The 23,107-nt window shown below is 72.3% G+C and carries 24 protein-coding genes and 1 tRNA gene; 16 read left to right on the top strand and 9 right to left on the bottom strand.

Translation table 11 applies throughout. The annotated features are described in order from the left end of the window. Positions 1 to 6: 6 nt before the first annotated feature. The 7 genes from ACRB68_RS03380 to ACRB68_RS03355 all read left to right on the top strand — a co-directional run bounded on the left by ACRB68_RS03380 (position 7) and on the right by ACRB68_RS03355 (position 7,075). On the top strand, positions 7 to 585 hold the full coding sequence (locus tag ACRB68_RS03380) for a TerD family protein (RefSeq protein ID WP_153530772.1): 579 nt from the start codon (positions 7 to 9) through the stop codon (positions 583 to 585). A gap of 154 nt (positions 586 to 739) precedes the next feature. Then, complete coding sequence (locus tag ACRB68_RS03375) at positions 740 to 1,897, top strand: HpcH/HpaI aldolase/citrate lyase family protein (protein ID WP_153530771.1); 1,158 nt, start codon at positions 740 to 742, stop codon at positions 1,895 to 1,897. Then, entirely contained in the window at positions 1,894 to 3,267 is a 1,374-nt protein-coding gene (locus tag ACRB68_RS40055) for a phosphoribosyltransferase family protein (RefSeq protein WP_328593695.1), read from the top strand. The genes ACRB68_RS03375 and ACRB68_RS40055 overlap by 4 nt, the downstream gene beginning before the upstream one ends. After that, entirely contained in the window at positions 3,264 to 4,376 is a 1,113-nt protein-coding gene (locus ACRB68_RS40050) for a cysteine protease StiP family protein (protein ID WP_328593694.1), read from the top strand. The genes ACRB68_RS40055 and ACRB68_RS40050 overlap by 4 nt, the downstream gene beginning before the upstream one ends. Next, positions 4,373 to 5,176, top strand: a complete 804-nt coding sequence (locus tag ACRB68_RS03365) for an HAD family hydrolase (protein ID WP_328593693.1) — start codon at positions 4,373 to 4,375, stop codon at positions 5,174 to 5,176. Before ACRB68_RS40050 ends, ACRB68_RS03365 begins: the two co-directional genes overlap by 4 nt. Positions 5,177 to 5,240: 64 nt before the next feature. Beyond that, positions 5,241 to 6,560, top strand: a complete 1,320-nt coding sequence (locus ACRB68_RS03360; protein WP_153530769.1) for an MGH1-like glycoside hydrolase domain-containing protein — start codon at positions 5,241 to 5,243, stop codon at positions 6,558 to 6,560. A gap of 17 nt (positions 6,561 to 6,577) precedes the next feature. Further along, positions 6,578 to 7,075: a hypothetical protein gene (locus ACRB68_RS03355; protein ID WP_153530768.1), complete on the top strand. Its 498-nt coding sequence runs from the start codon at positions 6,578 to 6,580 to the stop codon at positions 7,073 to 7,075. Here the strand turns inward: ACRB68_RS03355 and ACRB68_RS03350 are convergent. Beyond that, positions 7,072 to 8,244, bottom strand: coding sequence for a glycine C-acetyltransferase (locus ACRB68_RS03350; protein WP_328593692.1), 1,173 nt, complete (start codon positions 8,242 to 8,244; stop codon positions 7,072 to 7,074). The genes ACRB68_RS03355 and ACRB68_RS03350 overlap by 4 nt on opposite strands. A gap of 8 nt (positions 8,245 to 8,252) precedes the next feature. Further along, positions 8,253 to 9,290: an L-threonine 3-dehydrogenase gene (gene tdh / locus ACRB68_RS03345; RefSeq protein WP_153530767.1), complete on the bottom strand. Its 1,038-nt coding sequence runs from the start codon at positions 9,288 to 9,290 to the stop codon at positions 8,253 to 8,255. A gap of 85 nt (positions 9,291 to 9,375) precedes the next feature. On the opposite strand from tdh, the gene ACRB68_RS03340 reads away from it, so the two are divergent. Then, a complete protein-coding gene (locus ACRB68_RS03340) occupies positions 9,376 to 10,281 on the top strand; it encodes a LysR family transcriptional regulator (RefSeq protein ID WP_153530766.1) in 906 nt (301 codons plus the stop codon). Between the two features lie 41 nt (positions 10,282 to 10,322). On the opposite strand, the gene ACRB68_RS03335 is transcribed toward ACRB68_RS03340, so the two are convergent. Beyond that, positions 10,323 to 10,652: a YtxH domain-containing protein gene (locus ACRB68_RS03335; protein ID WP_194293178.1), complete on the bottom strand. Its 330-nt coding sequence runs from the start codon at positions 10,650 to 10,652 to the stop codon at positions 10,323 to 10,325. Between the two features lie 157 nt (positions 10,653 to 10,809). Here ACRB68_RS03335 and ACRB68_RS03330 point away from each other — a divergent pair. Then, positions 10,810 to 10,885 (top strand) — tRNA-Asn (locus tag ACRB68_RS03330). Positions 10,886 to 11,447: 562 nt separating this feature from the next. On the opposite strand, the gene ACRB68_RS03325 is transcribed toward ACRB68_RS03330, so the two are convergent. Both ACRB68_RS03325 and ACRB68_RS03320 read right to left on the bottom strand, forming a co-directional pair. Next, positions 11,448 to 12,821, bottom strand: a complete 1,374-nt coding sequence (locus tag ACRB68_RS03325) for an HNH endonuclease signature motif containing protein (protein WP_153530765.1) — start codon at positions 12,819 to 12,821, stop codon at positions 11,448 to 11,450. Between the two features lie 1,547 nt (positions 12,822 to 14,368). Next, positions 14,369 to 14,752, bottom strand: a complete 384-nt coding sequence (locus ACRB68_RS03320) for an ATP-binding protein (RefSeq protein ID WP_194293177.1) — start codon at positions 14,750 to 14,752, stop codon at positions 14,369 to 14,371. A 154-nt stretch (positions 14,753 to 14,906) separates the two neighbouring features. Between ACRB68_RS03320 and ACRB68_RS03315 the strand changes: the two genes are divergently transcribed. The 5 genes from ACRB68_RS03315 to ACRB68_RS03295 all read left to right on the top strand — a co-directional run bounded on the left by ACRB68_RS03315 (position 14,907) and on the right by ACRB68_RS03295 (position 16,934). After that, on the top strand, positions 14,907 to 15,716 hold the full coding sequence (locus ACRB68_RS03315; RefSeq protein WP_153530763.1) for a helix-turn-helix domain-containing protein: 810 nt from the start codon (positions 14,907 to 14,909) through the stop codon (positions 15,714 to 15,716). A 29-nt stretch (positions 15,717 to 15,745) separates the two neighbouring features. Beyond that, positions 15,746 to 15,919: a DUF397 domain-containing protein gene (locus ACRB68_RS03310; RefSeq protein WP_153532234.1), complete on the top strand. Its 174-nt coding sequence runs from the start codon at positions 15,746 to 15,748 to the stop codon at positions 15,917 to 15,919. Between the two features lie 22 nt (positions 15,920 to 15,941). Beyond that, on the top strand, positions 15,942 to 16,133 hold the full coding sequence (locus ACRB68_RS40920) for a DUF397 domain-containing protein (RefSeq protein ID WP_153532233.1): 192 nt from the start codon (positions 15,942 to 15,944) through the stop codon (positions 16,131 to 16,133). Continuing rightward, the gene (locus tag ACRB68_RS03300; protein ID WP_153530762.1) at positions 16,130 to 16,309 is read left to right on the top strand and encodes a DUF397 domain-containing protein; all 180 of its coding nucleotides are present in this window, start codon (positions 16,130 to 16,132) and stop codon (positions 16,307 to 16,309) included. The genes ACRB68_RS40920 and ACRB68_RS03300 overlap by 4 nt, the downstream gene beginning before the upstream one ends. Before the next feature lie 73 nt (positions 16,310 to 16,382). Continuing rightward, positions 16,383 to 16,934 (top strand): hypothetical protein, encoded by a 552-nt coding sequence (locus ACRB68_RS03295; RefSeq protein ID WP_153530761.1) that lies wholly within the window; start codon positions 16,383 to 16,385, stop codon positions 16,932 to 16,934. A 32-nt stretch (positions 16,935 to 16,966) separates the two neighbouring features. Here the strand turns inward: ACRB68_RS03295 and ACRB68_RS03290 are convergent, their stop codons facing one another. The 4 genes from ACRB68_RS03290 to ACRB68_RS03275 all read right to left on the bottom strand — a co-directional run bounded on the left by ACRB68_RS03290 (position 16,967) and on the right by ACRB68_RS03275 (position 20,965). Beyond that, positions 16,967 to 17,911 carry a TolB-like translocation protein gene (locus ACRB68_RS03290; protein WP_207709561.1) on the bottom strand — a complete coding sequence of 315 codons (945 nt, stop codon included), beginning with the start codon at positions 17,909 to 17,911 and terminating at the stop codon, positions 16,967 to 16,969. Then, entirely contained in the window at positions 17,908 to 19,128 is a 1,221-nt protein-coding gene (locus ACRB68_RS42355; RefSeq protein ID WP_207709560.1) for an MFS transporter, read from the bottom strand. Before ACRB68_RS42355 ends, ACRB68_RS03290 begins: the two co-directional genes overlap by 4 nt. A gap of 49 nt (positions 19,129 to 19,177) precedes the next feature. Further along, complete coding sequence (locus ACRB68_RS03280) at positions 19,178 to 20,083, bottom strand: metallophosphoesterase family protein (protein WP_207709559.1); 906 nt, start codon at positions 20,081 to 20,083, stop codon at positions 19,178 to 19,180. Positions 20,084 to 20,350: 267 nt separating this feature from the next. Further along, positions 20,351 to 20,965, bottom strand: a complete 615-nt coding sequence (locus ACRB68_RS03275; protein WP_153530759.1) for a TetR/AcrR family transcriptional regulator — start codon at positions 20,963 to 20,965, stop codon at positions 20,351 to 20,353. Between the two features lie 100 nt (positions 20,966 to 21,065). Here ACRB68_RS03275 and ACRB68_RS03270 point away from each other — a divergent pair, with 100 nt between their 5' ends. Both ACRB68_RS03270 and ACRB68_RS03265 read left to right on the top strand, forming a co-directional pair. Next, on the top strand, positions 21,066 to 22,442 hold the full coding sequence (locus ACRB68_RS03270) for a DHA2 family efflux MFS transporter permease subunit (protein WP_153530758.1): 1,377 nt from the start codon (positions 21,066 to 21,068) through the stop codon (positions 22,440 to 22,442). Then, the gene (locus tag ACRB68_RS03265; protein ID WP_153530757.1) at positions 22,439 to 23,098 is read left to right on the top strand and encodes an SGNH/GDSL hydrolase family protein; all 660 of its coding nucleotides are present in this window, start codon (positions 22,439 to 22,441) and stop codon (positions 23,096 to 23,098) included. The genes ACRB68_RS03270 and ACRB68_RS03265 overlap by 4 nt, the downstream gene beginning before the upstream one ends. Positions 23,099 to 23,107: the final 9 nt, after the last annotated feature.

Below are 23,107 nucleotides of genomic sequence, written 5' to 3'. Positions count from 1 at the left end.
GAACACATGTCGATCTCCCTGCAGAAGGGGCAGAAGGTCTCGCTGGCCAAGCCCGGCGGCGGCACCCTGACCAAGGTCCGGATGGGCCTCGGCTGGGACGCGGTCGCCAAGAAGGGCCTGTTCGGCAAGGGCAAGACGCAGAACATCGACCTGGACGCGTCCTGCCTGCTGTTCGACGCGAGCGGCAACCTCGCCGACTCGGTGTGGTTCCGCCAGCTGCGCAGCAAGGACGGGTCGGTGCTGCACACCGGCGACAACCTGACGGGCGCGGGCGAGGGCGACGACGAGGTGATCAACGTCGACCTGACCGCGGTCCCGGCGAACGTCACCCAGCTGGTGTTCACCGTCAACTCCTTCACCGGGCAGGACTTCTCCCAGATCGCCAACGCGTTCTGCCGGCTGGTCGACGAGGCCACCGGGCAGGAGCTGGCCCGCTACGAGCTGAGCGGCTCGGGCGGGCACAACGCCCAGATCATGGCGAAGGTGGGGCGCGACGGCGCGGGCTGGTCGATGACGGCGGTCGGCGCGACCGCCAACGGCCGCACCTTCCAGGACCTGCTGCCCGAGGTGAAGCAGCACCTGTGAGCGTCAGGTGAGTCGCGATGACCCCGGCTTAGCCCGGGGTCATTGCTTTTGGGGTGTTCGGAGGGCGATCACGCGGGGCGGCGGATTGTTGCGCGAATGGGCGTCAGGGGCGGCATATCATGAGCAGGACGGAACAGCGGGGGGAAATTCGTGCATGCGGCACTTTGATCACATCGATACCGCGCTGCGCAAGCACCTGTTCTTCCGGCACCCCCGCGGCTTCGACCGGCACGACGACCCGGCCGTCCTCGCCGTCGCCCTCGGCGCCACGCTCTACAGCCCGGCGACCCGCCCCGACCTGGCCGGCGACATCGCCAAGGCCGCCCGGCGCGGGGTGACCAGCCTGGTCGTCTGCCTGGAGGACGCGATCGCCGACGCCGAGCTGACCGCGGCCGAGGCCAACGCGGTGGCGCAGCTGCGGCTGCTGCACGCGCGCGGCGGCCCCGCCCCGCTGCTGTTCGTGCGGGTCCGCGCCGCCGGGCAGATCGGCGACCTGGTGGACCGGCTCGGCGACGCCGCCGCGCTGCTCAGCGGGTTCGTGCTGCCCAAGTTCACCGCCGCGTCCGGCGGCCCGTTCCTGGACGCGATCGCCGCGGCGGCCGAGCGCACCGGGCTGCGGCTGTACGCCATGCCGGTGATCGAGAGCCGCGAGGCGGTGTACGCCGAGACCCGCGCCGCGCTGCTGGGCGAGGTCGCCGCGCTGCTGGACAAGCACCGCGAGCGGGTGCTGGCCGTCCGGCTCGGCGCCACCGACCTGTCGGCGGCCTACGGGCTGCGCCGCCCGCCCGACCTCACCATCTACGACATCGGCCCGGTCGCCGGCGCGATCTCCGACGTGGTCAACGTGCTCGGCCGCGCCGACGGCAGCGGCTTCGTGGTCACCGGGCCGGTCTGGGAGTACTTCTCGGCCGGTGAGCGGATCTTCAAGCCGCAGCTGCGGCAGACCCCGTTCGAGGCCCAGCACGCCGCGCCGCTGCGCCAGCGGATCATCGGCACCGACCTGGACGGGCTGATCCGCGAGGTGCACCTGGACAAGGCCAACGGGCTGACCGGCAAGACGGTGATCCACCCGACGCACGTGTCGGCGGTGCACGCCCTGTCGGTGGTGACGCACGAGGAGTATTCCGACGCCTGCGACATCCTGGACGTGGCGGGCGGCGGCGCGATGGCCAGCGCCTACGCCAACAAGATGAACGAGGCCAAGCCGCACCGCGCCTGGGCCGAGCGGCTGATGCTGCGCGCCCGGGTGTTCGGCGTGGCCGCCGAGGACGTCACCTTCGTGGAACTGCTCGAAGCGGCGGGGAGCCGGTGAGCCAGGGGCAGCCGAACCCCTGGCACAACGGCCAGGGCCGGGTGTGGCCGGGGGAGTGGGTGACGTCGCGGCTCGGCGTCCGGGTCACCGGCGACGGCCTGGCCGACCTGGTCGGCCTCGCGGTGCGCCGCAACCCGCGCCGCGCCCACCTGCTGGTGTCCAGCGTCCTCGGCAAGCACGTCCCGACCGACCCGCGCCTGGTGTACGGGTCCGGGCTGCTGCTCGGCGAGCTGGTCCGGCTGCGGCTGCGCGGCCGCGAGGCGGGCGGCGAGCAGTACCTGCCGTTCCTGGCCAACGCGCTGCGCGGCACCCGCGGCGCCCCGCGCGCGCTGCGCGACCGGCTGCGCGAGCCGAAGGGCGGCGTCGACGCGATCGTCCTCGGCTACGCCGAGACCGCCACCGCGCTCGGCCACTCGGTCGCCGACGCGCTCGGCGGCGCCTACTACCTGCACTCCACCCGGCGGCCCGTCCCCGGCTTCGCCGCCTACGGCGGGTTCGAGGAGGAGCACAGCCACGCCACCAGCCACCTGCTGCTGCCCGCCGACCCGGCGGCGCTGGACCGCGACGTCCCGGTGGTGCTGGTCGACGACGAGCTGTCCACCGGCCGCACCGTCCTCAACACCATCCGGGCCCTGCACGCCGTCCGGCCCCGCACCCGCTACGTCCTGGCCGCCCTGGTGGACCTGCGCAACGAGGTCGACCGGGCGCGGATGCGCGACCTGGCCGCCGAGCTGGACGTGCGGATCGACGCGGTCTGCCTCGCCACCGGCCGGGTGGAGCTGCCGATGGGCGTGCTGGACGCCGGCCGGGCCCTGGTGGAGGAGCTGACCGCCCGCACGCCCGAGCCGGTGCCCGCCGGGGTGTTCGCCACCTCCCGCGTCGACCTCGGCTGGCCCGCGGGCGTGCCGGACGGCGGGCGGCACGGGTTCGTCCGGGACGACCGGCGGCGCCTGGAGGCCGAGCTGCCGCGGATGGCGCTGCGCCTCGCCGCCGCGCTCACGCCGGAGACGGCCCGGGTGCTGGTGCTCGGCTTCGAGGAGCTGATGTACGCGCCGCTGCGCGTCGCCGAGGCGCTCGCCGACGCGCTGCCGGGCGTCGCGGTCCGCTACTCCACCACGACGCGCTCGCCGGTGCTGGCCGTCGACGACCCCGGCTACGCGATCCGCACCCGGCTGGTGTTCCCCGCCCACGACGACCCCGCCGACGGGCCGGGGGAGCGCTACGCCTACAACGTCGACGCCGGATACGACGCGATCGTGCTGGTCGTCGACGAGGCGGGCGACACCGAGGAGCTCGCCACCGGCCTGCTGCCCCGGCTCGCCGGGCTCGCGCCCGTCCTGCTCGCCACCATCCCCAAGGAGGGCCCGTGAGGCCCCTGTACGGCCCCGCGTTCGGCAGCTACCCCGCCGCGGACGTGGCGTGGCTGCTGAAGGACCTGTCCGGCGCGCGGCTGGAGGCGCCGACCGAGGAGCGCGAGGCCGCCATCCAGGCGGGCCGCGCCCACTACGCCGAGTCGCTGCCGGTCGAGTACCAGCCCGGCCCGGCCTACCAGCGCCTGTTCCACGAGGCGCTGGCGGAGTCGGCGGAGCGGCTCGCCTACGCGGTCGGCCTCGTCACCGAGCTGATCCTGGACGCGCGCGGGCCGGACGCCGTGCTGGCGTCCCTGGCGCGCGCGGGCACGCCGGTCGGGGTGCTGGTGCGGCGCTGGGCCCGGTTCGCGCACGGCCTGGACCTGCCGCACTACGCCGTCAGCATCGTCCGGGGGCGCGGCATCGACACCGTCGCGCTGGACTACCTGGCCGCGCACCACGACCCGGCCCAGGTGATGTTCGTCGACGGCTGGACGGGCAAGGGCGCCATCAGCCGCGAGCTGGCCGCCGCCCTGGCCGGCACCCCCTTCGCGCCCGACCTGGCGGTACTGGCCGATCCCGGCCGCTGCGCCCCGCTGTACGGCACCCGCGACGACTTCCTCATCCCGTCGGCCTGCCTGAACTCCACGGTGTCGGGGCTGGTCAGCCGGACCGTGCTGAACGACGAGCTGATCGGTCCCGGTGACTTCCACGGCGCCAAGTTCTACGCCGAACTGGCCGCCGACGACGTGTCCGGGCTGTTCCTGGACGCCGTCTGCGCGCGCTTCGGCGACGTCGCCGAACGCGTCGCCAAGGACGCCCCCGCCCTGCTGGCCGCCGACCGCACACCCGACTGGTCGGGCTGGGAGGCGGTCCGCCGGGTCGGCGAGGAGCACGGCGTGGACGACCTCAACCTGATCAAGCCGGGCGTGGGGGAGACCACCCGGGTGCTGCTGCGCCGCGTCCCCTGGAAGGTCCTCGCGCGCGCGGACGCGGGGGCGGGCCTCGACCACATCCGGCTGCTGGCCGCCGAGCGCGGCGTCCCGGTGCTGGAGGTCGCCCCGGACGCGATCCCCTACGCCTGCGTCGGCCTCATCCACCCCCGCTTCGGCCAGGGAGCCGTCCAGTGACCACCCTGATCTGCTCCGACCTCGACCGCACCCTCATCTACTCCGCGACCTCGATGGACCTGCGCGGGCCCGACGAGGACATGCCCCGGGTGCTGTGCGTGGAGTTCTACCAGGGCGCGCCGCTGTCGTACGTCACCGAGACCGCCGCGCGCGGCCTGCAGCGGCTGGCCGAGGCCGCCACGTTCGTCCCCACGACGACCCGGACGATCGAGCAGTACCGGCGCGTCCACCTGCTGGACAAGCCGCCCGCCTACGCGATCTGCGCCAACGGCGGCCACCTGCTGGTCGACGGTGTCGACGACCCCGACTGGGCCGCCTCGGTGCGGGCCGCGATCGCCGACAAGGGCGCGCCGCTCGCCGAGGTCCAGGCGTACCTGGCCGGGACCGGCGACGGGTTCGTGCTGAAGCGGCGGACCGCGGCGGACCTGTTCGCCTACAACGTGGTGGACCGCGCCGCCGTCCCGGCGGGCTGGTTCGAGGAGCTGACCGGCTGGTGCGCCGAGCGCGGCTGGCGCACCTCGCTGCAGGGCCGCAAGATCTACTGCCTGCCGGACGGGCTGACCAAGGCCGCCGCCGCGGCCGAGGTCGCCCGCCGCGCCGGCGCCGGGCGCGTCCTGGCCGCCGGCGACTCGCTGCTGGACATCGAGCTGCTGGAGTTCGCCGACGTGTCCGTCCGGCCCGCGCACGGCGAACTGCACGCCACCGGCTGGGCCGCGCCCGGCACCGCGGTCACCGCCGCGTCCGGCATCCTGGCCGGCCAGGAGATCACCGGCTGGCTGCTGGAGCGCGCGCGGGCCTGACCGAAGTCACAATCGCGGCGGCCGAGGGGTGGCAAGGAGGCGGCCGGAGGTCCACGCTGTGCTCATGAGTGCCCGTCTCACCGGCGACGAGTCCGCGCTCTGGCAGGCCGCGGCCAGAGTGCTGGACGCCAACTGGACCGGGACGGCCACCGTGCCGTCGCCCGGCCTGTACCCGCACCAGTGGAGCTGGGACTCGGCCTTCGTCGCCATGGGCCTGGCCCGGCACCGCCGCGACCGCGCCGAACGCGAGCTGGCGTCCCTGTTCGCCGGGCAGTGGTCCGACGGCCTGGTGCCGCACATCGTCTTCAACGGCGACCTGGCCCGGCACGCCTACTTCCCCGGGCCCGAGCTGTGGCACAGCGACCGCCAGGCCGGCGCGCCGAACGCCGTGCGCACCTCGGGCATCGTCCACCCGCCGCTGCACGCGGTCGCCGCGCTGCGCCTGCACGAGTGCGCGCCCGACGCCGAGGCCAGCCGCGCCTTCCTGACCCGCCTCTACCCGCTCCTGGCGGCCCAGCAGCGCTACCTGGCGTGCGCCCGGGACCTGGACGGCAGCGGCCTGGTCGCGATCTGCCACCCGTGGGAGTCGGGGCTGGACAACAGCCCGGCGTGGGACCGCCCGCTCGGCGCGCTGGAGCTGCCCCCGCGCGCCTACGCGCCCGCCCGCCTGCCCCGCGCCCTGCCGACCGGCGAGGACTACGACCGCTACGTGTGGCTGGTCACCCTGCTGCGCGAGGCCGGCTACGCCCCCGGCTATCTGCGCGACGAGCACCCCTTCGCGGTGCAGGACCCCCTGGTCAACGCCACCTGCGTGGCCGCCGCGCACGCGCTCGCCGAGATCGCCGAGATCATCGGGGCCGACCCGGTCCCGCACCGCGAGCGCGCCGCCCGCGTGCACGACGCCCTGCTCGCCCGGCTCTGGGACGGCGAGACCGGCTGCTTCCGCGCCCGCGACCTGCGCGCCGGCCGGCCGATCCCGGTGGTCACCCTGGCCACCTTCGGCCCGCTGCTGGACCCCGAGCTGCCCGTCCCGATCGTGCGCAACCTCGTCGACCTGCTCCTGTCGGCCCGCTTCGCCGGCGCCGCCGGATACCCGGTGCCGACCTGCGACATCCAGGCGCCGGCGTTCGACCGGAGCGGCTACTGGCGCGGCCCGACCTGGGTCAACACCAACTGGCTGATCTGGCACGGATCGCTCGCCCACGGGCTCACCGTCGTCGCCGACCTGCTGTACGGCTCCACGCTGCGGCTGGTGCGCCAGTCGGGGTTCCGCGAGTACTTCGACCCCTTCGACGGGACGGGCCGCGGCAGCCACGACTACAGCTGGTCGGCGGCGCTCGTCCTGGACCTGCTCGCCGCCCGGCGCGAGCCGCGCGCCGCCTGATCGCCTACCGTGGGCGCATGCGTCTGTCCCGGGCCGCCCGGCCGCCCGCCCCCGTCCGCGCCGCACTCGACCTGGAGCGGGGCGAGCGCACGCTCGCGCACGCCCCGACCCGCGGCGGCTCCCACGTGATCGCCACCTCGCTCGCGCTGCACCTGCCGACGCCGGAAGGCGGCTTCACCCGCGTCCCGTGGGAGCGGATCGACCAGGCGTCGTGGAAGGACGGCTGGCTGCACGTCCACGAGACCTCCGGCGGCCCCGAGCACCACGTCCGGCTCACCGAGCCCGGCTCGGTCCCCGAGACGGTGCGCGAGCGCGTCACCTCCACCGTGGCGGTGACGCACCAGGCCCGGCTGCCCGGCGGCGGGACGGTCCGGGTCGCCGGCCGCCGCCCCGCCGCCGGGGGCGAGGTGCACTGGACGTTCGTCTTCGAGCACGGCGCGGACCCGTCCGACCCGGGCCTGCGCGCCCAGGCGGAGCAGATCCTGGAGGACCTGCGCCGCCAGACGGGCCTCTAGGCGTCGCGGACCTCGCGGAACGCCGCCACGGCCCGGACGACGTCCTCGGTGGAATGCGCGGCGGAGAGCTGGACGCGGATGCGCGCCCTGCCCTTGGGCACGACGGGGTAGGAGAACGCGATCACGTAGATGCCGCGCTCCAGCAGCGCGGCGGCCATCCGGGCGGCCTCGGCGGCGTCGCCGACCATGACCGGGACGATGGGGTGCTCGCCCGGCAGGACGTCGAAGCCCGCCGCCGTCATCTCCGAGCGGAACAGCGCGGTGTTGGCCGCCAGCCGCTCGCGGCGGTCGCCGGAGGCGTCCAGCAGGTCCAGCACGCACAGGGACGCGCCGACGATGGCCGGGGCCAGCGAGTTGGAGAACAGGTAGGGCCGCGAGCGCTGCCGCAGGATCTCCACGATCTCGGCGCGCCCCGACACGTACCCGCCGCTGGCGCCGCCGAGCGCCTTGCCGAGCGTGCCGGTGAGGACGTCGACGCGGTCGGCGACGCCGAACAGCTCGGGGGTGCCGCGGCCGGTGGGGCCGGTGAACCCGACGGCGTGGGAGTCGTCGACCATCACCAGGGCCCCGTACCGGTCGGCCAGGTCGCAGATCTCGTCCAGCGGGGCGATGTAGCCGTCCATGGAGAAGACGCCGTCGGTGACGATCAGCTTGTGGCGGGCGCCCGAGGCCTCCCGCAGGCAGCGCTCCAGGTCGGCCATGTCGCGGTTGCGGTAGCGGTACCGGGCCGCCTTGGACAGCCGGATGCCGTCGATGATGCTGGCGTGGTTGAGCTCGTCGGAGACGACCGCGTCGGCGTCGGTGAGCAGGGTCTCGAAGACGCCCCCGTTGGCGTCGAAGCAGGAGCTGTACAAGATCGTGTCGTCGGTGCCGAGGAACGCGCTGAGCCTCGCCTCCAGCTCCTTGTGCGGCGCCTGGGTGCCGCAGATGAAGCGGACCGACGCCATGCCGAAACCCCACTCCTCCAGCGCCTTCTTGGCGGCGACGACGACGTCGGGGTGGTCGGCCAGGTCCAGGTAGTTGTTGGCGCAGAAGTTCACCACCCGGCCCGAGGCGACGCCGACGGCCGCCGACTGCGGGGTGGTGAGGACGCGCTCGGACTTGTACAGGCCGGCCTCGCGGATCTCGGCCAGCCGGCCGCGCAGGTCGTCGCGCAGGGTGTCGTACACGGGGGCTCCTAGAGGGTCTCGCGGGTCCAGTCGATGACGACCTTGCCGCACCGCCCCGACCGGGCGGTGGCGAAGGCCTCGGCGTGCTGCCGGTACCCGAACCGGTGGGTGATCACCGGGCTGATGTCCAGGCCGCCCTGCAGCAGGACCGACATGGCGTACCAGGTCTCGTACATCTCGCGGCCGTAGATGCCGCGCAGGGTGAGCATGCGGGTGACGACCGTGGACATGTCCACCGGGACGTCGCCGGTGGGCAGGCCGAGGATGGCGATCCGGCCGCCGGGGCTCATCGTGGCGATCATGTCCTGGAGGGCGTCCGCGCGCCCCGACATCTCCATACCGACGTCGAAGCCCTCGGTCATGCCGAGCCCGGGCAGCACGTCGCCGATCCTCGTCTCGGCCACGTTCAGCGCGACGGTGGCGCCGAGCTTGCGGGCCAGCTCCAGCCGCGGCTCGCTGACGTCGGTGACCACGACGTGGCGGGCGCCGGCGTGGGCGGCGATCGCGGCGGCCATCATGCCGATCGGGCCCGCGCCGGTGATCAGGACGTCCTCGTTCAGCACCGGGAACGACAGGGCGGTGTGCACGGCGTTGCCGAACGGGTCGAAGATCGCCGCGACGTCGAGGTCGATCTCGTGGCGGTGCACCCACACGTTCGACTCGGGCAGCGCGACGTACTCGGCGAACGCGCCGTCGGTGTGCACGCCGAGGCCGACGGTGCGGATGCACAGGTGGCGGCGCCCGGCCATGCAGTTGCGGCAGGTGCCGCAGACCAGGTGGCCCTCGCCGCTGACGATGTCGCCGACCGCGGTCCGGGTGACGTCGGGGCCGACGGCGGCGACTTCCCCGACGAACTCGTGCCCGAGGACCAGCGGCGCGCGGACGGTGCGCGCGGCCCAGTCGTCCCAGGCGTCGATGTGCAGGTCGGTGCCGCACACGCCGGTGCGCAGCACCCGGATCAGCACCCGGTCGCCATCGGCCCGGGGCACCGGCACGTCGACCAGCTCGAGGCCGGGCGCGGGGCCCGTCTTGGCCAAAGCTCTCATGGCCCACACTGTGCCGAGCCCGCGACTGTGAAGTCCATCGCTATTATCCACAGGTGCTTGTGAAGCCGACCTTAAAAGCAGCGCCATGATCGATCCACGCAGGCTCCGCGTGCTGCGCGCGCTCGCCGACCACGGCACGGTCACGGCTGCCGCCAAGGCGCTGTACCTGTCGCCGTCGGCGGTGTCGCAGCAGCTCGCGGCGCTGGAGGCCGAGGTCGGGCACGCCCTGCTGGAACGGCACGGCCGGGCGGTGCGGCTGACGGCGACCGGCGCCGTGCTGGCCGGGCACGCGGCGCAGATCGCGATCCAGCTGGAGCGCGCCGAGGCCGACCTGGCGGCGGTGTCGGCGGGCGCGGCGGGCGAGGTGACGATCGCGGCGTTCTCCACGGCGATCACCGAGGTCGTGGCACCGCTGGTGGCCGGTTCGCCGCCCCGCGTACGGATCAAGGTCAAGGACGCCGAAGGGCGGGCCGCGCTGCGGCTGCTGCTGGACGGCGAGGTCGACGTGGCGGTGGCGGTCGCCAACCGCGACACCCTGGCCTACGGCGAGGACGTCCTGCTCCGGCAGCCGCTGTACACCGAGCCGTTCGACGCGGTGCTGCCCCCGGACCACCCCCTGCGCGAGGCGGACGGCGTCGAACTGGAGGCGCTCGCCACGGCCGCGTGGATCACGCCGTGGCCGGGCAACCCGGTGCGGGACGTGGTGCTGCGGGCATGCGAGAACGCCGGCTTCCAGCCGCGGGTGGAATGCGTGTCGGACGACTTCCGCGCCGTGTGCGCACTGGTCGAAGTAGGGGCGGGCGTCGCCCTGGTACCCCGCTCGGCGCTGTCGGGGCGCACCAGGGCCGTCGTGCGCCCGGTGCTGGGGGACACCCCGACGCGTCCGGTGTTCACCGCGATCAGGCGCGGCGGCCAGGGCCACCCGCTGCTGAAGGCCGTCCTGGACGGCCTGCGCGAGAAGGCCCGGAACCTCACCCCGGCCCCTTCATGACCGGGGCAGGCGGCAGCGGCCGTACCGCCGCCGCCTGGCACCTAGTGGATGTGCCCGGTCTCCTGACGCGGGTCCTGGTACTCCTTCGGCGGGGTGACCGTGTCGCTCTTGCCGAGGCCGGGCACCTTGTCGCCGAGCTGGCTCGGCATCTTCTCGCGCGCCGTGCCCGCGATCGTGCCGGCCTTCTCCTTGGCGACACCGGCGACCTCGCCGCCCTTGGTGCGCAGCACGCCGGCGGCCTCCTGCACGTTCGGGTTCTCGGTCACCCGGCGGGAGGCGCGCATGATCTGCTCGTACCTCTCCCGGCCGGCCTTGGTCCCGAGGACGTAGCCGACGGCCGCCCCGATGGCGAACGGAAAGCGGATCTTCATCTCTCAAACCCCCAGGGTGTGGACTGGATGCCACCGGCCTACCCACGATCGGCGGCCTCATCCACCCCGGACGGTTATGTGTGCGCGAACCGGTCCCCGGATGCGCTAATCTAATCGTGCTGCCGGGGACGGAAGAAGCCCCCGGGAGCAGGCACGATCCCGCGTAGCTCAATCGGCAGAGCAGCCGGCTGTTAACCGGCAGGTTAGTGGTTCGAGTCCACTCGCGGGAGCCACCGCACAAGGCCGCTTCCACCAGGAAGCGGCCTTGTTGCTTTCCCGGCTGACCGGGTTCGAGGATCGCGGAGACGGCCTTCCCGGCACCCTTCCCAACGGCCGTATCCCCAGGGCCTGAGCCAGGCTCTCAACCCGGAAGAGCCTTCGCCTCGTCGCGTCGCATGAAGATCGGCCGCGGCCCCCCGCCCCCGCTGAGGACCCTTGTCCCAGGCCTCGAGACTGCCGGACGCGTCCTCATTGCGCGCCGCCCGCGCGATGATCGTGTCGCCCTCCGCATGCACGACGGCATTCGTGGCGAGTTCACTGATGACCGGCGCCGCAAGCCCCGGATCGATGCCCCATGGGCTGATGGCGTCAACGACGAAGTCGCGTGCCTCTCGATCGGCTCAGGATGGACCTGCAACCCGACCGCACACGGCTCGCACATCTGATCACCTCACCGAAAGTCTGGATTCGGTGAGGTGATCTCACCGGGTCCGGACAGGTGGCCGCGTTCCCTCGGGTCGCTCCTATCCGGCCGGGGCGGTTGGCCTGCATCCGGTGTCCTGCATCCGGCTGGGGTCACTGCCTGCTGGGGAGGGTGATGTGCCAGGTTCCGGCGGGGGTGATCCAGATCAGGACGCCGGGCCAGGGCTGGAACAGGCGCCAGCCGGCCGTCTCGTTGGTCCGGGTTGTCTGCTTGGTCCGGTGGTGGCGTCGGCACAGCGGGGCGAGGTTGCATCCGCAGGTTGTTCCCTGCGCGCCGTGTGCGCCATAGGGGGTGGTGTGGTCGATGTCGCAGTGTTCGGAGCGCCGGTTGCAGGTGGGGAAGACGCACGTGGCGTGGCGGGCTTCGATCTGGCGGCGCAGCGCGGCGGGTGGCCGGTAGCCGGGCTTGCCGTGGTCGCAGGCGGTGTCGCGTAGCGGGGCCAGGCGCTCGTGCAGGTCCTGGACGGCCCGTGCCGCCAGGCGGGGCAGGTCGGCCAGCCGCCCGTGGAACTCCACATGAGCGCGCAGCTCCTCCAGCCTGCGCTGTGCGGCGTGGCCGATCATCTCGGCGATCGAGTCGCCGTCGCCTTCGGGCGTGTCTGGGACGGCAGGCGTCGAGGGCGGGTTCTCCGCTTCCACCGGAGGAGCGTGGACGGCTTCGGGGAGGGGGACGCCGCGCAGGAGTTGCAGGGCCAGGTCGGCGCGGATCTGGTCGATCAGCCGGGCGTCGCCGTCCTGCTTGAGCCCGTGCGCGACAGCAGTGAGCTTGTTGTGCACCGCGGCCGCGTCATCGGCGGGAATGTCGACCAGAGCGAGGCCGGCGGCGCCGTGCCCGCTCTCCCACAACTCCAACCGCCGCCCCTTGACCGTCCGCCGGGTCTGCTCGGCCAGCTCAGCAGGCGCCAACCGCCGCACCAGGCGCTTGATGCGGCCGCGCAACTGACCCGTCGTGCGCTCCTCAGCTCCATCAAGGACGGTGTCTTCGATGCGGGTGCAGAGCTGGTCGGGCAGGTGGTCGGTGGCGTCGCTGATGGCGCGGGCCTTGGCCATGTCGATCCGCCCGGCCTGCAACGCCTCCCGCGTCTCGGGAAGCTGATGCGCCAGGCGTTCGGCCAGGTGCACCAGCGTCGCCGCGGCGTTCCCGGTCACCGCCAGCGCGACCGACACCTCCTCCATTAGCGATTCGCGCGCCGACAGGACTCGGTAGTCGGGATCGCGGTGCTCGTCCTGGGCGTGGCGGCGGGCGGCGAGCTCGGCGATCGCCGCCAGTTCCTGCGCCTGGGCCCAGGAGGCCTGGCGCCGCGCCGCGGCCATCCGCTCACACAACTCCGCATCGCTCAGGTCGGCCAGCCGGTTCTTATCGCCCGACAGGCACACCGCCAGCTGCGGTCCGGGCGGGAACCAGGAACGGTCTTCCCACTCCCGCTCCTCACCGCGAAAAGCCTTGACCTCGGCCAGAGAAGCCATTCCCGCCCACCCCCTTTCAGCCTCCCCGCTATTCTAAATCCAGCGAAGATCGTCCACAATCAACCGCCACCCGCGAAACCATTCTTTACCATCGGCAATTTGTCGGCTTTATCCAATGCGGCCAGACACATCGACCATGCACCCAGCGAACCCGCCCCGCTTCCCGACGAAAAGCGGAACTCGACCCACCAAGCCCAGCCACCGCGCCGCAGGCTATCTTTTCCCTCTCTTCGCAATGCGTCGCGGAACCAATGCGCACCATGAACGCGACGGCCAACCACCGGCCAGCCAGGCAAGCCCGAGCGCCAAGGTGCAACAAGCGGCCCCCAAGCACCCCGCCCCCAACCCTCACCACCCTCGCTGAGCCTTAGGGGTCACCGGCCAAAAACCGCAGTATGCGCACTCGGCAGCGACTACTCCGACCACTCCCGCCAACCACCCGCCGCAGCCGCGCAGCGCGCAAGCCTCGAAGCTCCCCAAAAGCGAAGCCCAACCCACCCAACCCGGCCAGCGCGCCGCAGGCTGGCTTTTCCATATCTTCGCAATGCGTCGTGTCGCCAATGCGCAATATGACCGCACCGCCTAGCCACCGGCCAGCCAGGCAAGTCCGAGCGCCAAGGTGCAGCAAGCGGCCACCCACGCACCTCGCCCCCAACCCTTACCGCCCTCGCTGAGTCTTAAGGGTCACCAGCCAAAAACCGCAGTATGCGCATTCGACAGCGGCCACTTCCGCCCAACCACCAGCCACAGCCGCACAGCCACCAGATGTCCAGCTCGCAAAACCCGCAGCCTCACAAAAGCGAAGCCCAACCCGCCCAGCCCAGCCACCGCGCCGCAGGCTGGCTTTTCCTTCTCTTCGCAATGCGTCGCGGAACCAACGCGCACCATGGCCGCGACGGCAACCATCGGCCAGCCAGGCAAGTCCGAGCGCCAAGGTGCAACAAGCGGCCACCCAAGCACCCCGCCCCCAACCCTCACCGCCCTCGGCGAGTCTTTAGCGGACACATGCCCGGAGAGAACACCGTCGAGGAACGGCCTTCCCGAGTCCAGCGGCATGCCCTGGTCCGCAATGACCGCCGGGACCTGCATAGCGTCCGATAGCGTAGGCGCGTTCTTTGGCACGAATCGCAGCACGCGAATCGCAGCATCCGCACGCCGCCCATCCACCCACAGCGCCCTTCACTCTCGCCCTCCGTCCGCCGGATCCGGCAACCCGCCTCCACGTGACGGCGACCAGCGCAGCTACTGAGCTTTTCGTTAGTTCTGTGGGTGTGGGTGTCTAGGTGATGCGAGCATCTTCAAGTGCTTGCTTCGGGGGAAGTGGTACTGAGTGGCCGGGGGTTGGCGCAGCAGCGCCTCCAGTGTCCTGACTTGAGACTTCACGTTGTACTGAGGTCGTCTCTGAGGAACCAGTCAACAAGGCCGCTCCCTTCTGGAGGTGGCCTTCTCCCTTTCCTGGGGGAAGGCCCCCGCCGCCGCGCCACGGGGAAGACGGACGGCGGGGGCCGGGCGGTGCGGACGCGACGGGGAAGCGCGCCCGCACCGGGCTAATCGGGGTCGAGGATCGCGAAGACGACCTTTCCGGCGTCGTCGGCGAGCGGCCGCACTCCCCAAGAGCGGACCAGGCTCTCAACGAGGAACAGGCCCCGGCCCGCAGTGTCATCGAGATCGGCCCGCCGCACCGCCGGCCCCCGCCGCGGATCCTTGTCCCACGTCTCCAAACTCACGGACGCGTCCACGTTGCGTGCCGCCCGCACGATGATCGTGTCGCCTTCCGCATGCACGATGGCGTTGGTCGCGAGCTCACTGATGACCAGCGCCGCGACATCGGGGTCGATGCCCCACGGGCTGATGGCGTCGACGACGAAGTCGCGCGCCTTCTTGATCGACTCGGGATGGGCCTTCAACACGACGGCACGCGGCTCGCACATCTGATCACCTCGGGGGAATGTCTGTGACTTACTGCACAGGCTCCCCTCCACGGCGTAGCGTCCACAGCAAAGCAGAAGAGACATGCGTACAACTCGTGCAGTCGGCCCCCTCCGTGCTTGAGATCACTTGAGTGCGGTTGAGTGAGAGGTCCCCATGAGTCCACGACGCAACCGCAACGGCACCGCTCCGACGTTGATCGCCTTCGGTAAGCGCCTCCGCCGTTTCCGGGAAGCCAACAACTGGACGCAAGAAGCCCTGGCCGTGCGGGCGTACAACGGAGCGGGCGTCAAGCCGCAGTACATCGGCATGATCGAGAACGGCCGTACCAAGTGCACCGAAAAGTTCGCCCAGAGCATGGACCAACTGCTCGGTGCAAACGGTGAACTGGTGGGTCTATGGCACGACCTCGTAGAAGACGCCGGTTACCCGGTCTGGTTCGACTGGCCGGGCATCGAGGAGGACGCCGTCTCCATCCACGCTTTCGAGTTGGGGGTCGTCACCGGTCTGCTGCAGAGCCGTCCGTATGCGGCGACGATCCTGAAGGGGAACGAAGAAGCGATCGAGGGACGCATGCGCCGCCAGCGCATCCTGACTCGCGAGGAACCCCCGCCGCCCGAGGTCGCCGTCCTGCTCGACAAGTCCGTCCTCTATCGCGATGTCGGAGGCCATGAGGTCATGCGTGGGCAGCTCGAACACCTTGTCGACTCGGTCTCCGACCGGCTCATCGTGCAGATCGTGCCGCAGCGCTTCCATACGGGAATCTCAGGGTCGTTTACGCTGGCGACGATGGAAGATCGAAGCCAAGTAGGCTACGCCGAGACCGTGGCACGGGGCGTGACCATGAGCGATGAGGCGGACCTCGCGCGGATGGCCGAAGCGTTGTCGAGCCTGCGAGCGCACGCTCTGCCCGTGGATATGTCGATCGACCTGATCCGGAAGGTCGTGGCTGAGAATTGGATGTAGGAGGCACCGACGTGGACCTGACTCGCGCCATGTGGCGGAGATCATCGCATAGCACCGACACGGGCGGAAACTGCATTGAAGTGGCGATCCTGTTCGATGCGGTCGCGATCCGCGACAGCAAAGACGTGGACGGTGGGCGTCTGACTCTTCACGCTGAGTCCTTCCGCGCGTTTCTGGATTCTGTCAAGCGGTCATATCCGTAAGGCCTGAGGGATCTGGACGGTGATGGGTATGAGCGGCACCGTGTGGCGAAAGGCTTCCAGGTCCAATGACACGGGCGGCGCATGTGTTGCAATGGCCCGCCTGCCCGAGGGAACCGGCCTGCGGGACAGCATCGACCCGGACGGCCCCAGGCTCACCCTCAGCAGGGCTGCCCTCGCGAACCTGCTGGAGAGCGTGAGGGAGCGACGGACATGACCCGGATGGTGTGGCGTAAGGCGAGCCGCAGCAACGCGCAGGGTGGGGACTGCGTTGAAGTGGCCACTCTCCCGGGCGCTATCGGCGTGCGCGACTCCAAGAACCCGGGCGGCGGGCATCTCATGCTCGCGCCACGCGACTTCGCGGCACTGGTCGCCGGCCTGAAGCGGCGGTAGAGCCCGGCGGGCATGCCGTGCCGGGTGTCTGGTCTGATGGCATCCGGGCGGGTTGCTCTGCCAGCATGTGCGCATGGACTGGCTGCCGCTTGTGAGCACTTTCGGGGGCGCGGCGATCGCTCTCTCCGGGACTTTCATGCTGGAGACGCGGAAGCAGAAAGAGCAGAGGGTCCGCGATCACACGGCCGAGAAAAGGGCCAAGTACCTCGAGTTCATCGGGGCCCTGGACGCCCTACACAACAACCTCCGGCGGTGCACCCGGCTGACCGGCGAAGATATCGATCTGGAGCAGGCGACCCAGGACGCCGTGAACGACTCCAAAGTCTTCCCGGCCCGCGAGAACATGCTGGTGGTCGCGAGTCCGGAAGTGGCGCGGGCGGCCCAGGCCGCCTTCCGCAGGACCAGGGCCTTTCAGCAGGTGGTGCTGCGAGGGCTGTCCATCAGAAGCCCGGAATACCACGAGGCCTACCATGAATACGCCGATGCCATATGGCGGCTTCGCGTGGCGGTCCGCGTCGATCTGGGGAACGCCCCGCTTAAGCCGGAGGATGTGGGGAAAGTGAGCTGGTCGGAGCGGGAGGACTGCAGGGTCTGCGGGGAACGCTCGGCTTCTCCCGGTGAATAAGGAAGCCCCTCTTCGGAAGGCGTTTCGCCGTTTCAAGGGGCCGGGGAGACCGAGTTCGCGTTGCTGAGAAGAAGACGCGGCTTTCCGGACCCGTCGGCGGGGACGGTCCAGGTCTGGTTGGTGCCGTCGCTCAACTGGAGGGCGTAGGCGATGGTGTGCCCGTCCAGCCAGACCGGCTGGTCGTCGACGCTCCGGGTCTCGGCGAGCGGGGTGGTCCGGAGGGTGGCCAGGTCGAGGACGGACACGCGCCAGCCCCGCTTCGGGTCGCCGCCGACGGCGGACTTGAAGGCCAGCCGCCTGCCGTCCGGGGACAGGGAGGGGCATTCGACGCCGGGCGCCAGAGTGCGGACCGTGCGGGCCGCCAGGTCGCCCTGGACGAGGTAGCGCCGGCCGCCCGTCGACAGGGTCGCGTAGAAGCGGTTGTCGTCGGCGGCGAAGGTGATGCCCCAGAAGTTGGCGTCCTTGTTCCGGTAGGGCGTGCCGTCCTTGATGACCGTGAAGCCCTCCAGGGAGTCGACGAGCTGGCCGGTGCGGGTGTCGAGGATGCCCGCCCGGGTGGAGAACCCGGTGGTGGCGTAGGTGTGGCCGTCGATGAAGAGCGTCCAGGCGACCATCCGCCCGCTGGCCGACACCCGCAGGCGGTTGGGGAATCCGGTGAGGGGGACGCGCCGCCGTTCGTGGAGCCCGCTGTCCATGACGACCAGCGCACCCGCGCTCAGCGCCCCGACCGGCCGCAGGCACGCGACGGTCCCGGCGGCGGCGTAGGCGCGGTCGCACTGCACCGAGGTCACCTTCCGCGCCCCCGTGCCGGAGGTGTAGGAGAGCCGGCCGTTGGTGAGCAGTTGGAGCGGCCGCCCGGTGGCGGCTCCCGCGGCGGGGGTGGGTTCCGCGCCGCGGAAGACGGTGTAGGCGACGGCCATGGCGGCGAGCAGGACGATCGAGGCGGCCAGGACGACGATGCGGGAGCGCAGGTTCACGCCGTCACCTCCTTGGCGGGGCGGAGCAGCACGGCGGTCCCGGCGAGGGCGGCGAGGCTGGTGACGGCGGCGGCCAGCAGCGCGGGGCGGGTCCCCCAGGTCTGCCAGGCCACTCCGAACAGCACCGAGGACAGCAGGTAGGCGAGGGCCTGCCCGCTCTGGACCAGTGCGATGCCGGTGGTCCTCAGCCCGGACGGCAGCAGCGGGCCGGCGAGGGCCATCAGCCCGCCGTCGGTCGCGGCGTAGAACGTCCCGTGCAGGACGGTGACGGCCACGACGAGCCACAGCCCGCCCGGCGCCTCGCCGAGCAGCAGGTAGGTGGCGGTCAGCGTCAGGTAGCCGCCCAGCAGCACCGGCAGCCGCCCGATCCGGTCGGCGAGGACGCCCAGGGGCGCGGCGAGCAGAAGGTAGACGCCGCTGGTGGCGACCGCCAGCAAGGGAAACCAGCCCACCGCGAGGTGCGTGCGCTGCTGCAGCAGGAGGTAGGTGAAGCCGTCGCCGATCGTGGCGAGCCCGAGCAGGCAGGACGCGGGCGCCAGCCGCCGCCCGCCGGGTCCGTCCAGCAGCGCCCGCCAGCGGAGCGCCTCGCGGGGCGGGCGCGGGCCGGGGGAGTCGCGGACGAAGAGCAGCAGGATCACCACCCCCAGCAGCGCGACGCAGAAGCTCGCCATGATGACCGAGTCGTAGGAGCCGGGCACCGCGGCCAGGACGGCGAGGGCGGCGAGTGGCCCGGCGAAGGCCCCGGCGGCGTCCATGGCCCGGTGCACGCCGAAGGCCCGGCCGAGCCGCTCGGGCGGGGTGCTCAAGGTGATCATCGCGTCCCGGGGCGCGGTGCGCAGGCCCTTGCCGGCGCGGTCGGCGGTGATGGCGAGCCCGATCCCGGCGGCGGAGCCGGCCGCGGCGAGCAGGCCGAGCTTGGCGGCCGCCGACATGCCGTACCCGAGGGCCGCCACGGGCTTGCGCCGGCCGGCCAGGTCGGCGGCGTACCCGCCGGCCAGCCGGAGCAGCGCGGTGGCCCCGGTGTAGAGGCCGTCGATCGCCCCGTAGGCGGCCGGGCTGAACTGGAGGCCGACCACCAGGTAGAGCGGCAGGATCGCGGTGACCATCTCGGCGGAGACGTCGGTGACGAGGCTGACGGCGCCGAGGGCGACCACGTTCGCCGCGACGGGCCCGCCGCGGCGGCCGAGGGCGGGGCGGGTGAGGGTGGAAAGGTACACGCCGGCTCCTTGGGCGGGCCCGGCACGTCGCCGTGCCGGGCCCGGACGGTCAGTGACAGGCGGCGGTGCCGCTGTCGGCGTAGGTCTTTCCGGCCTGGGGGACGAACTGCCAGTCGTAGCCGGAGGGGTGGAGCGTCAGCTTCAGGACGCCGTAGGTGTCGCTGTTGCGGGCCTGGCTGTTGGGCTGGATGGTGCCGAAGGAGTAGTGGCTCGCTCCGCCCATCCCGGCGACGATCTCGCGGATGCCGCGGGCGGAGTCGGCGGTGCCGCTCGGGTTCATCGGGGCGAACCGCTCGTACTGGTGGTTGTGGCCGGTGATGATGAGGTCGGCGTTGTAGTCGTAGAGGGCCTGCACGAGCGGGCCCACCTCGGTGCTCGGGGCGTGGTTGGCGCCGGAGGTCCACCGCGGGTGGTGCCAGTAGGCGACCGTGCAGGGCTTGGGGTTGGCGGCGAGGTCGGCCCGCAGCCACTTCTCCTGCGCGCCGCCCGCGGCGCAGCCGCCGCTGATCGACCCGCAGTTGGAGTTCAGCGCGACGACGTGCCAGTTGGTGCCGATGTCGTAGGAGTAGTACCCCTTGGACGGGTCGCCGGCGGCGGAGCCGAAGTAGCCGTAGTAGCCCGTCGCGCCGGCGGTGTTGTAGTCGTGGTTGCCGGGCGACGGCCGGGTGCGCGCCTTGTGCCGCCCCCAGGTCGGGTTGTAGTAGGTGTTGAACTCGCTGGTGGTACCGCTGTCGTACACGTTGTCGCCGGTGGTGAAGACCGTGCCGGCGATGTTGTCGAGCAACGCCGCGGTCGCGGTGTCGCCGCTGCCGGAGTTGCTGATGTCGCCGGCGCCGACCAGCACCGGGTCGGCCGCCGCCGCGGCCGAGCCGCTCGACGGGGCGAGCGCCGTCAGCGCGGCGGTGCCGAGGACGCCGGTGAGGGCGGCCGCGAGCACGGTTCTGCTGGGGGACATGTCCGCTCCTTCGTGGGGGGATCGGGCATGCCGGAGAGTAATCGCGCCACCACTCGCCCCCGTGAGGAACCGGCGAGCGGATGCCGTCCACCGAATGAATGACATCCTTGAATGGATCGGTAAACCTTGAAAGTCATGAAATGGGGCGGCCCCATATCTTGGTTGGGGTCGAGAATGGCCGGAAATGGATTTCCGGAGAGTTTCACCGCTGGAAGGTTTGAAAAGTCTCTCCGGCGCTGAACTGCGCGTTCGCGTGACCGGAAACGGTCAGGGGCGGGCGGCTTCCAAACGGGCCTCGATGGCGCGGTCGGCGCGGTCGTAGAAGTCCGGGGCGTCGTGCAGCAGGGCGTTGGCGCCGCCGGCGCGGCCAATGGCGTCCAGTTCGAACGCCAGCTGCGCCAGGTCGGTTTCGGCCGCCAGTTCGCCCTTGTCGCGGGCCTCGGCGAGGCAGCGTTCGATGAAGGCCCGCCAGTCGCGCTGGGTCGCGGCGATGGCGTCGCGGACGCGCCCCGGCCGGGCGTCGAACTCGGGCATCGTCGTGTGGAAGAAGCAGCCCCCCGGGAAGACCGGCGTGCGCTGGTACTCCCGCCAGGCGGCGTAGAGGGCGCGGACCCGGCCGACGCCCGGCGGGGTCTTCAGGGCCGGCTTGATGACGGCCTCGCGGAACACCTCGACGGCGGCGGCGACCGTGGCGAGCTGCAGCTCCTCCTTGGAGCCGAAGTGGGTGAACACCCCGCTCTTGCTGATGCGCAGGTCGGTGGCGAGGCGGCCGATGGACAGGCCCTCCAGCCCCTCGACGGAGGCGATGTCGGCGGCCCGGCCGAGGATGGTGCGGCGGGTCTGCTCGCCCTTGAGGAGGCGGCCGTCGGTGGTGCGGGACATGCCGGTAAATCTGTACGAACGTTCGGTCGAAGTCAAGCTTGACGGGAGCGGTGCCGGCAGAAGATAGTACGACCGTTCGTTCACTTTTCTAGGGAGCCCCATGACCGCCGACACCATGCCGGCCCGCGCGCCCGCCGCGTCCCGCGCCGTCGCCCCGCTCGCCGCGGGCGCCACCTTCCTGGCGATGCTGGACGCCACCGTCGCCAACCTCGCCGTGCCCGACCTGCGCACCGGCTTCACCGGCGCGTCGCTGTCCGGCCTCACCTGGGTGATCACCGGGTACGCGGTGGTGTTCGCCGCGCTGCTCGCCCCCGCCGGCCGCCTGGCCGACCTGCTCGGCCGCCGGGCGCTGTTCCAGACGGGCGTCGCGCTGTTCACGCTGGCCTCGCTCGCCTGCGCGCTCGCGCCGAACCTGCCCGTGCTGCTGGCGACCCGGGGCGTCCAGGGCGCGGCGGCCGCCGCGATGATCCCCGCCTCGCTCGCGCTGCTGCTGCACGACACCCCGCCCGAGCGGCGCGCCCGCGCGATCGGGCTGTGGAGCGCGGCGGGCGCGTTCGCCGCCGCCATCGGCCCGAGCCTCGGCGGCCTGCTGGTGGACGCCTTCGGCTGGCGCGCCCTGTTCGCGATCAACCTGCCGGTCGGGGCCGCCATGCTGCTGGCCGGCGCCCGGCTGCCCCGCGCCGCCGGGGAGCGCGGGCGGCTGCCCGACCTGCCCGGCAGCGTCCTGCTGGCGGCCGGCGTCGGCGGCGTGGTGCTCGGCGTCACCGAGGCCGGGGAGTGGAGCGTCCCGCGCCTGCTCACCGCCCTGATCGGCGGCGCGGCGCTGGTCGCGCTCGCCCTGTGGCGCTCGGCGCGGCACCCGGTGCCCGCCCTGGAGATCTCGCTGTGGCGCGACCGGGCGTTCGCCGTCGCCAACGTCGTCTCCTTCCTGTACGGGACGGCGCTCTACACCTGGCTGCTGCTCGGCGTGCTCTTCCTCACCGGGCCCTGGCACTACTCGATCCTGAAGGCGGGCCTGGCGAGCACGCCCGGCGCGTTCACCGCGACCGCCGCCGCCGTCGCCATGGGGCGGCTCGCCGGCCGGCTCGGGCCGCGCCCGGCCGTGGTCGGCGGCGCCCTGGTCATGGCGGCGTCCGGCGTGTGGACGCTGCTGGCGCTGCCGTCCGAGCCGCGCTTCTTGACGTTCTGGCTGCCCGTCGGGCTGCTGGTCGGGCTCGGCATGGGCGCGCTCACCCTGGGCGCGGCGAGCGCGGCGGCGCTGGCGGCGGGTCCGGGCCGCTTCGCCGGCGCCGTCGGCCTGAACACGACCGCCCGCCAGCTCGGCGGCGCCCTCGGCATCGCCGCGCTCGCCGCGCTGCTCCCCGAGCACCCCGGCAAGTCCGACTATCTCGCCGTCTACCTGTTCTGCACCCTCGTCAGCGCCGCCGCGGCGATCGCCGGGCTCGCCCTGACCTTCCGCAAGGAGACCTCCGCATGACCGAGCACACCGATCCGCTCGTGCTGGACGCCGCCGCGGCGTCCGCCCTGCTCGCCGGGGCGCCCTGGAAGCGCCTGGCGGTCCTCGGCGACAGCATCGCCGCGGGCGTCCGCGACCCCGCCCCCGGCTACCGCGACCTGTCCTGGACCGACCGCATCGCCGAGGCGCTGGACGCCGACGTCCTCAACCTCGGCCGCCGCGACCTGCTCGCCGCCGAGATCCGCGCGACCCAGCTCGCCCCGGCGCTGGCGTTCGCGCCGGACCTGGCGATCGTGACGGCGGGCGGCAACGACATGCTGCGCCGCGAGTTCGACGAGGACGGCGTCCGCCGCGAGCTGACCGCGCTGGTCGCCGCGCTGCGGGACGCCGGCGCGGACGTGGTGACGATCGGCCTGTTCGACATCACCGCCGCCGGCCTCGGCCACGCCCGCTTCCGCGACGTGATCGCGGCGCGGACCGCCGCCCTGAACGCCGTCGCCGAGCAGGTCGCGGCCGAGCACGGCGCCTGGCACGTCCCGCACCCGCCGGACCACCCGGCGGCGGGCGACCCGGGCATCTTCAGCGCCGACGGCCTGCACCTGAACGCCCGCGGCCACGCCATCGCCGCGACCACCACCCTGCACGCCCTCGCCGCCGCCCTCCCCGCCCGGGGGTGAATTTCCCGC

It is taken from the genome of Actinomadura macrotermitis, from assembly GCF_009604375.1.
GTDB classification, from domain to species: Bacteria; Actinomycetota; Actinomycetes; order Streptosporangiales; family Streptosporangiaceae; genus Spirillospora; species Spirillospora macrotermitis.
This window is presented reverse-complemented; position numbering and strand designations above follow the sequence as displayed.

What these genes read in the sequence shown, in the direction of transcription:
- ACRB68_RS03300 (WP_153530762.1), top strand. Translation starts at nt 16,130, where the DNA reads ATGACCCGGATGGTGTGGCGTAAGGCGAGCCGCAGCAACGCGCAGGGT.
- tdh (WP_153530767.1), bottom strand. Translation starts at nt 9,290, where the DNA reads ATGAGAGCTTTGGCCAAGACGGGCCCCGCGCCCGGCCTCGAGCTGGTC.
- ACRB68_RS03310 (WP_153532234.1), top strand. Translation starts at nt 15,746, where the DNA reads ATGTGGCGGAGATCATCGCATAGCACCGACACGGGCGGAAACTGCATT.
- ACRB68_RS03325 (WP_153530765.1), bottom strand. Translation starts at nt 12,821, where the DNA reads ATGGCTTCTCTGGCCGAGGTCAAGGCTTTTCGCGGTGAGGAGCGGGAG.
- ACRB68_RS03275 (WP_153530759.1), bottom strand. Translation starts at nt 20,965, where the DNA reads ATGTCCCGCACCACCGACGGCCGCCTCCTCAAGGGCGAGCAGACCCGC.
- ACRB68_RS03320 (WP_194293177.1), bottom strand. Translation starts at nt 14,752, where the DNA reads ATGTGCGAGCCGCGTGCCGTCGTGTTGAAGGCCCATCCCGAGTCGATC.
- ACRB68_RS03315 (WP_153530763.1), top strand. Translation starts at nt 14,907, where the DNA reads ATGAGTCCACGACGCAACCGCAACGGCACCGCTCCGACGTTGATCGCC.
- ACRB68_RS03380 (WP_153530772.1), top strand. Translation starts at nt 7, where the DNA reads ATGTCGATCTCCCTGCAGAAGGGGCAGAAGGTCTCGCTGGCCAAGCCC.
- ACRB68_RS03360 (WP_153530769.1), top strand. Translation starts at nt 5,241, where the DNA reads ATGAGTGCCCGTCTCACCGGCGACGAGTCCGCGCTCTGGCAGGCCGCG.
- ACRB68_RS03355 (WP_153530768.1), top strand. Translation starts at nt 6,578, where the DNA reads ATGCGTCTGTCCCGGGCCGCCCGGCCGCCCGCCCCCGTCCGCGCCGCA.
- ACRB68_RS03265 (WP_153530757.1), top strand. Translation starts at nt 22,439, where the DNA reads ATGACCGAGCACACCGATCCGCTCGTGCTGGACGCCGCCGCGGCGTCC.
- ACRB68_RS03295 (WP_153530761.1), top strand. Translation starts at nt 16,383, where the DNA reads ATGGACTGGCTGCCGCTTGTGAGCACTTTCGGGGGCGCGGCGATCGCT.
- ACRB68_RS03270 (WP_153530758.1), top strand. Translation starts at nt 21,066, where the DNA reads ATGACCGCCGACACCATGCCGGCCCGCGCGCCCGCCGCGTCCCGCGCC.
- ACRB68_RS03340 (WP_153530766.1), top strand. Translation starts at nt 9,376, where the DNA reads ATGATCGATCCACGCAGGCTCCGCGTGCTGCGCGCGCTCGCCGACCAC.
- ACRB68_RS03335 (WP_194293178.1), bottom strand. Translation starts at nt 10,652, where the DNA reads ATGAAGATCCGCTTTCCGTTCGCCATCGGGGCGGCCGTCGGCTACGTC.
- ACRB68_RS03280 (WP_207709559.1), bottom strand. Translation starts at nt 20,083, where the DNA reads ATGTCCCCCAGCAGAACCGTGCTCGCGGCCGCCCTCACCGGCGTCCTC.
- ACRB68_RS40920 (WP_153532233.1), top strand. Translation starts at nt 15,942, where the DNA reads ATGGGTATGAGCGGCACCGTGTGGCGAAAGGCTTCCAGGTCCAATGAC.
- ACRB68_RS03375 (WP_153530771.1), top strand. Translation starts at nt 740, where the DNA reads ATGCGGCACTTTGATCACATCGATACCGCGCTGCGCAAGCACCTGTTC.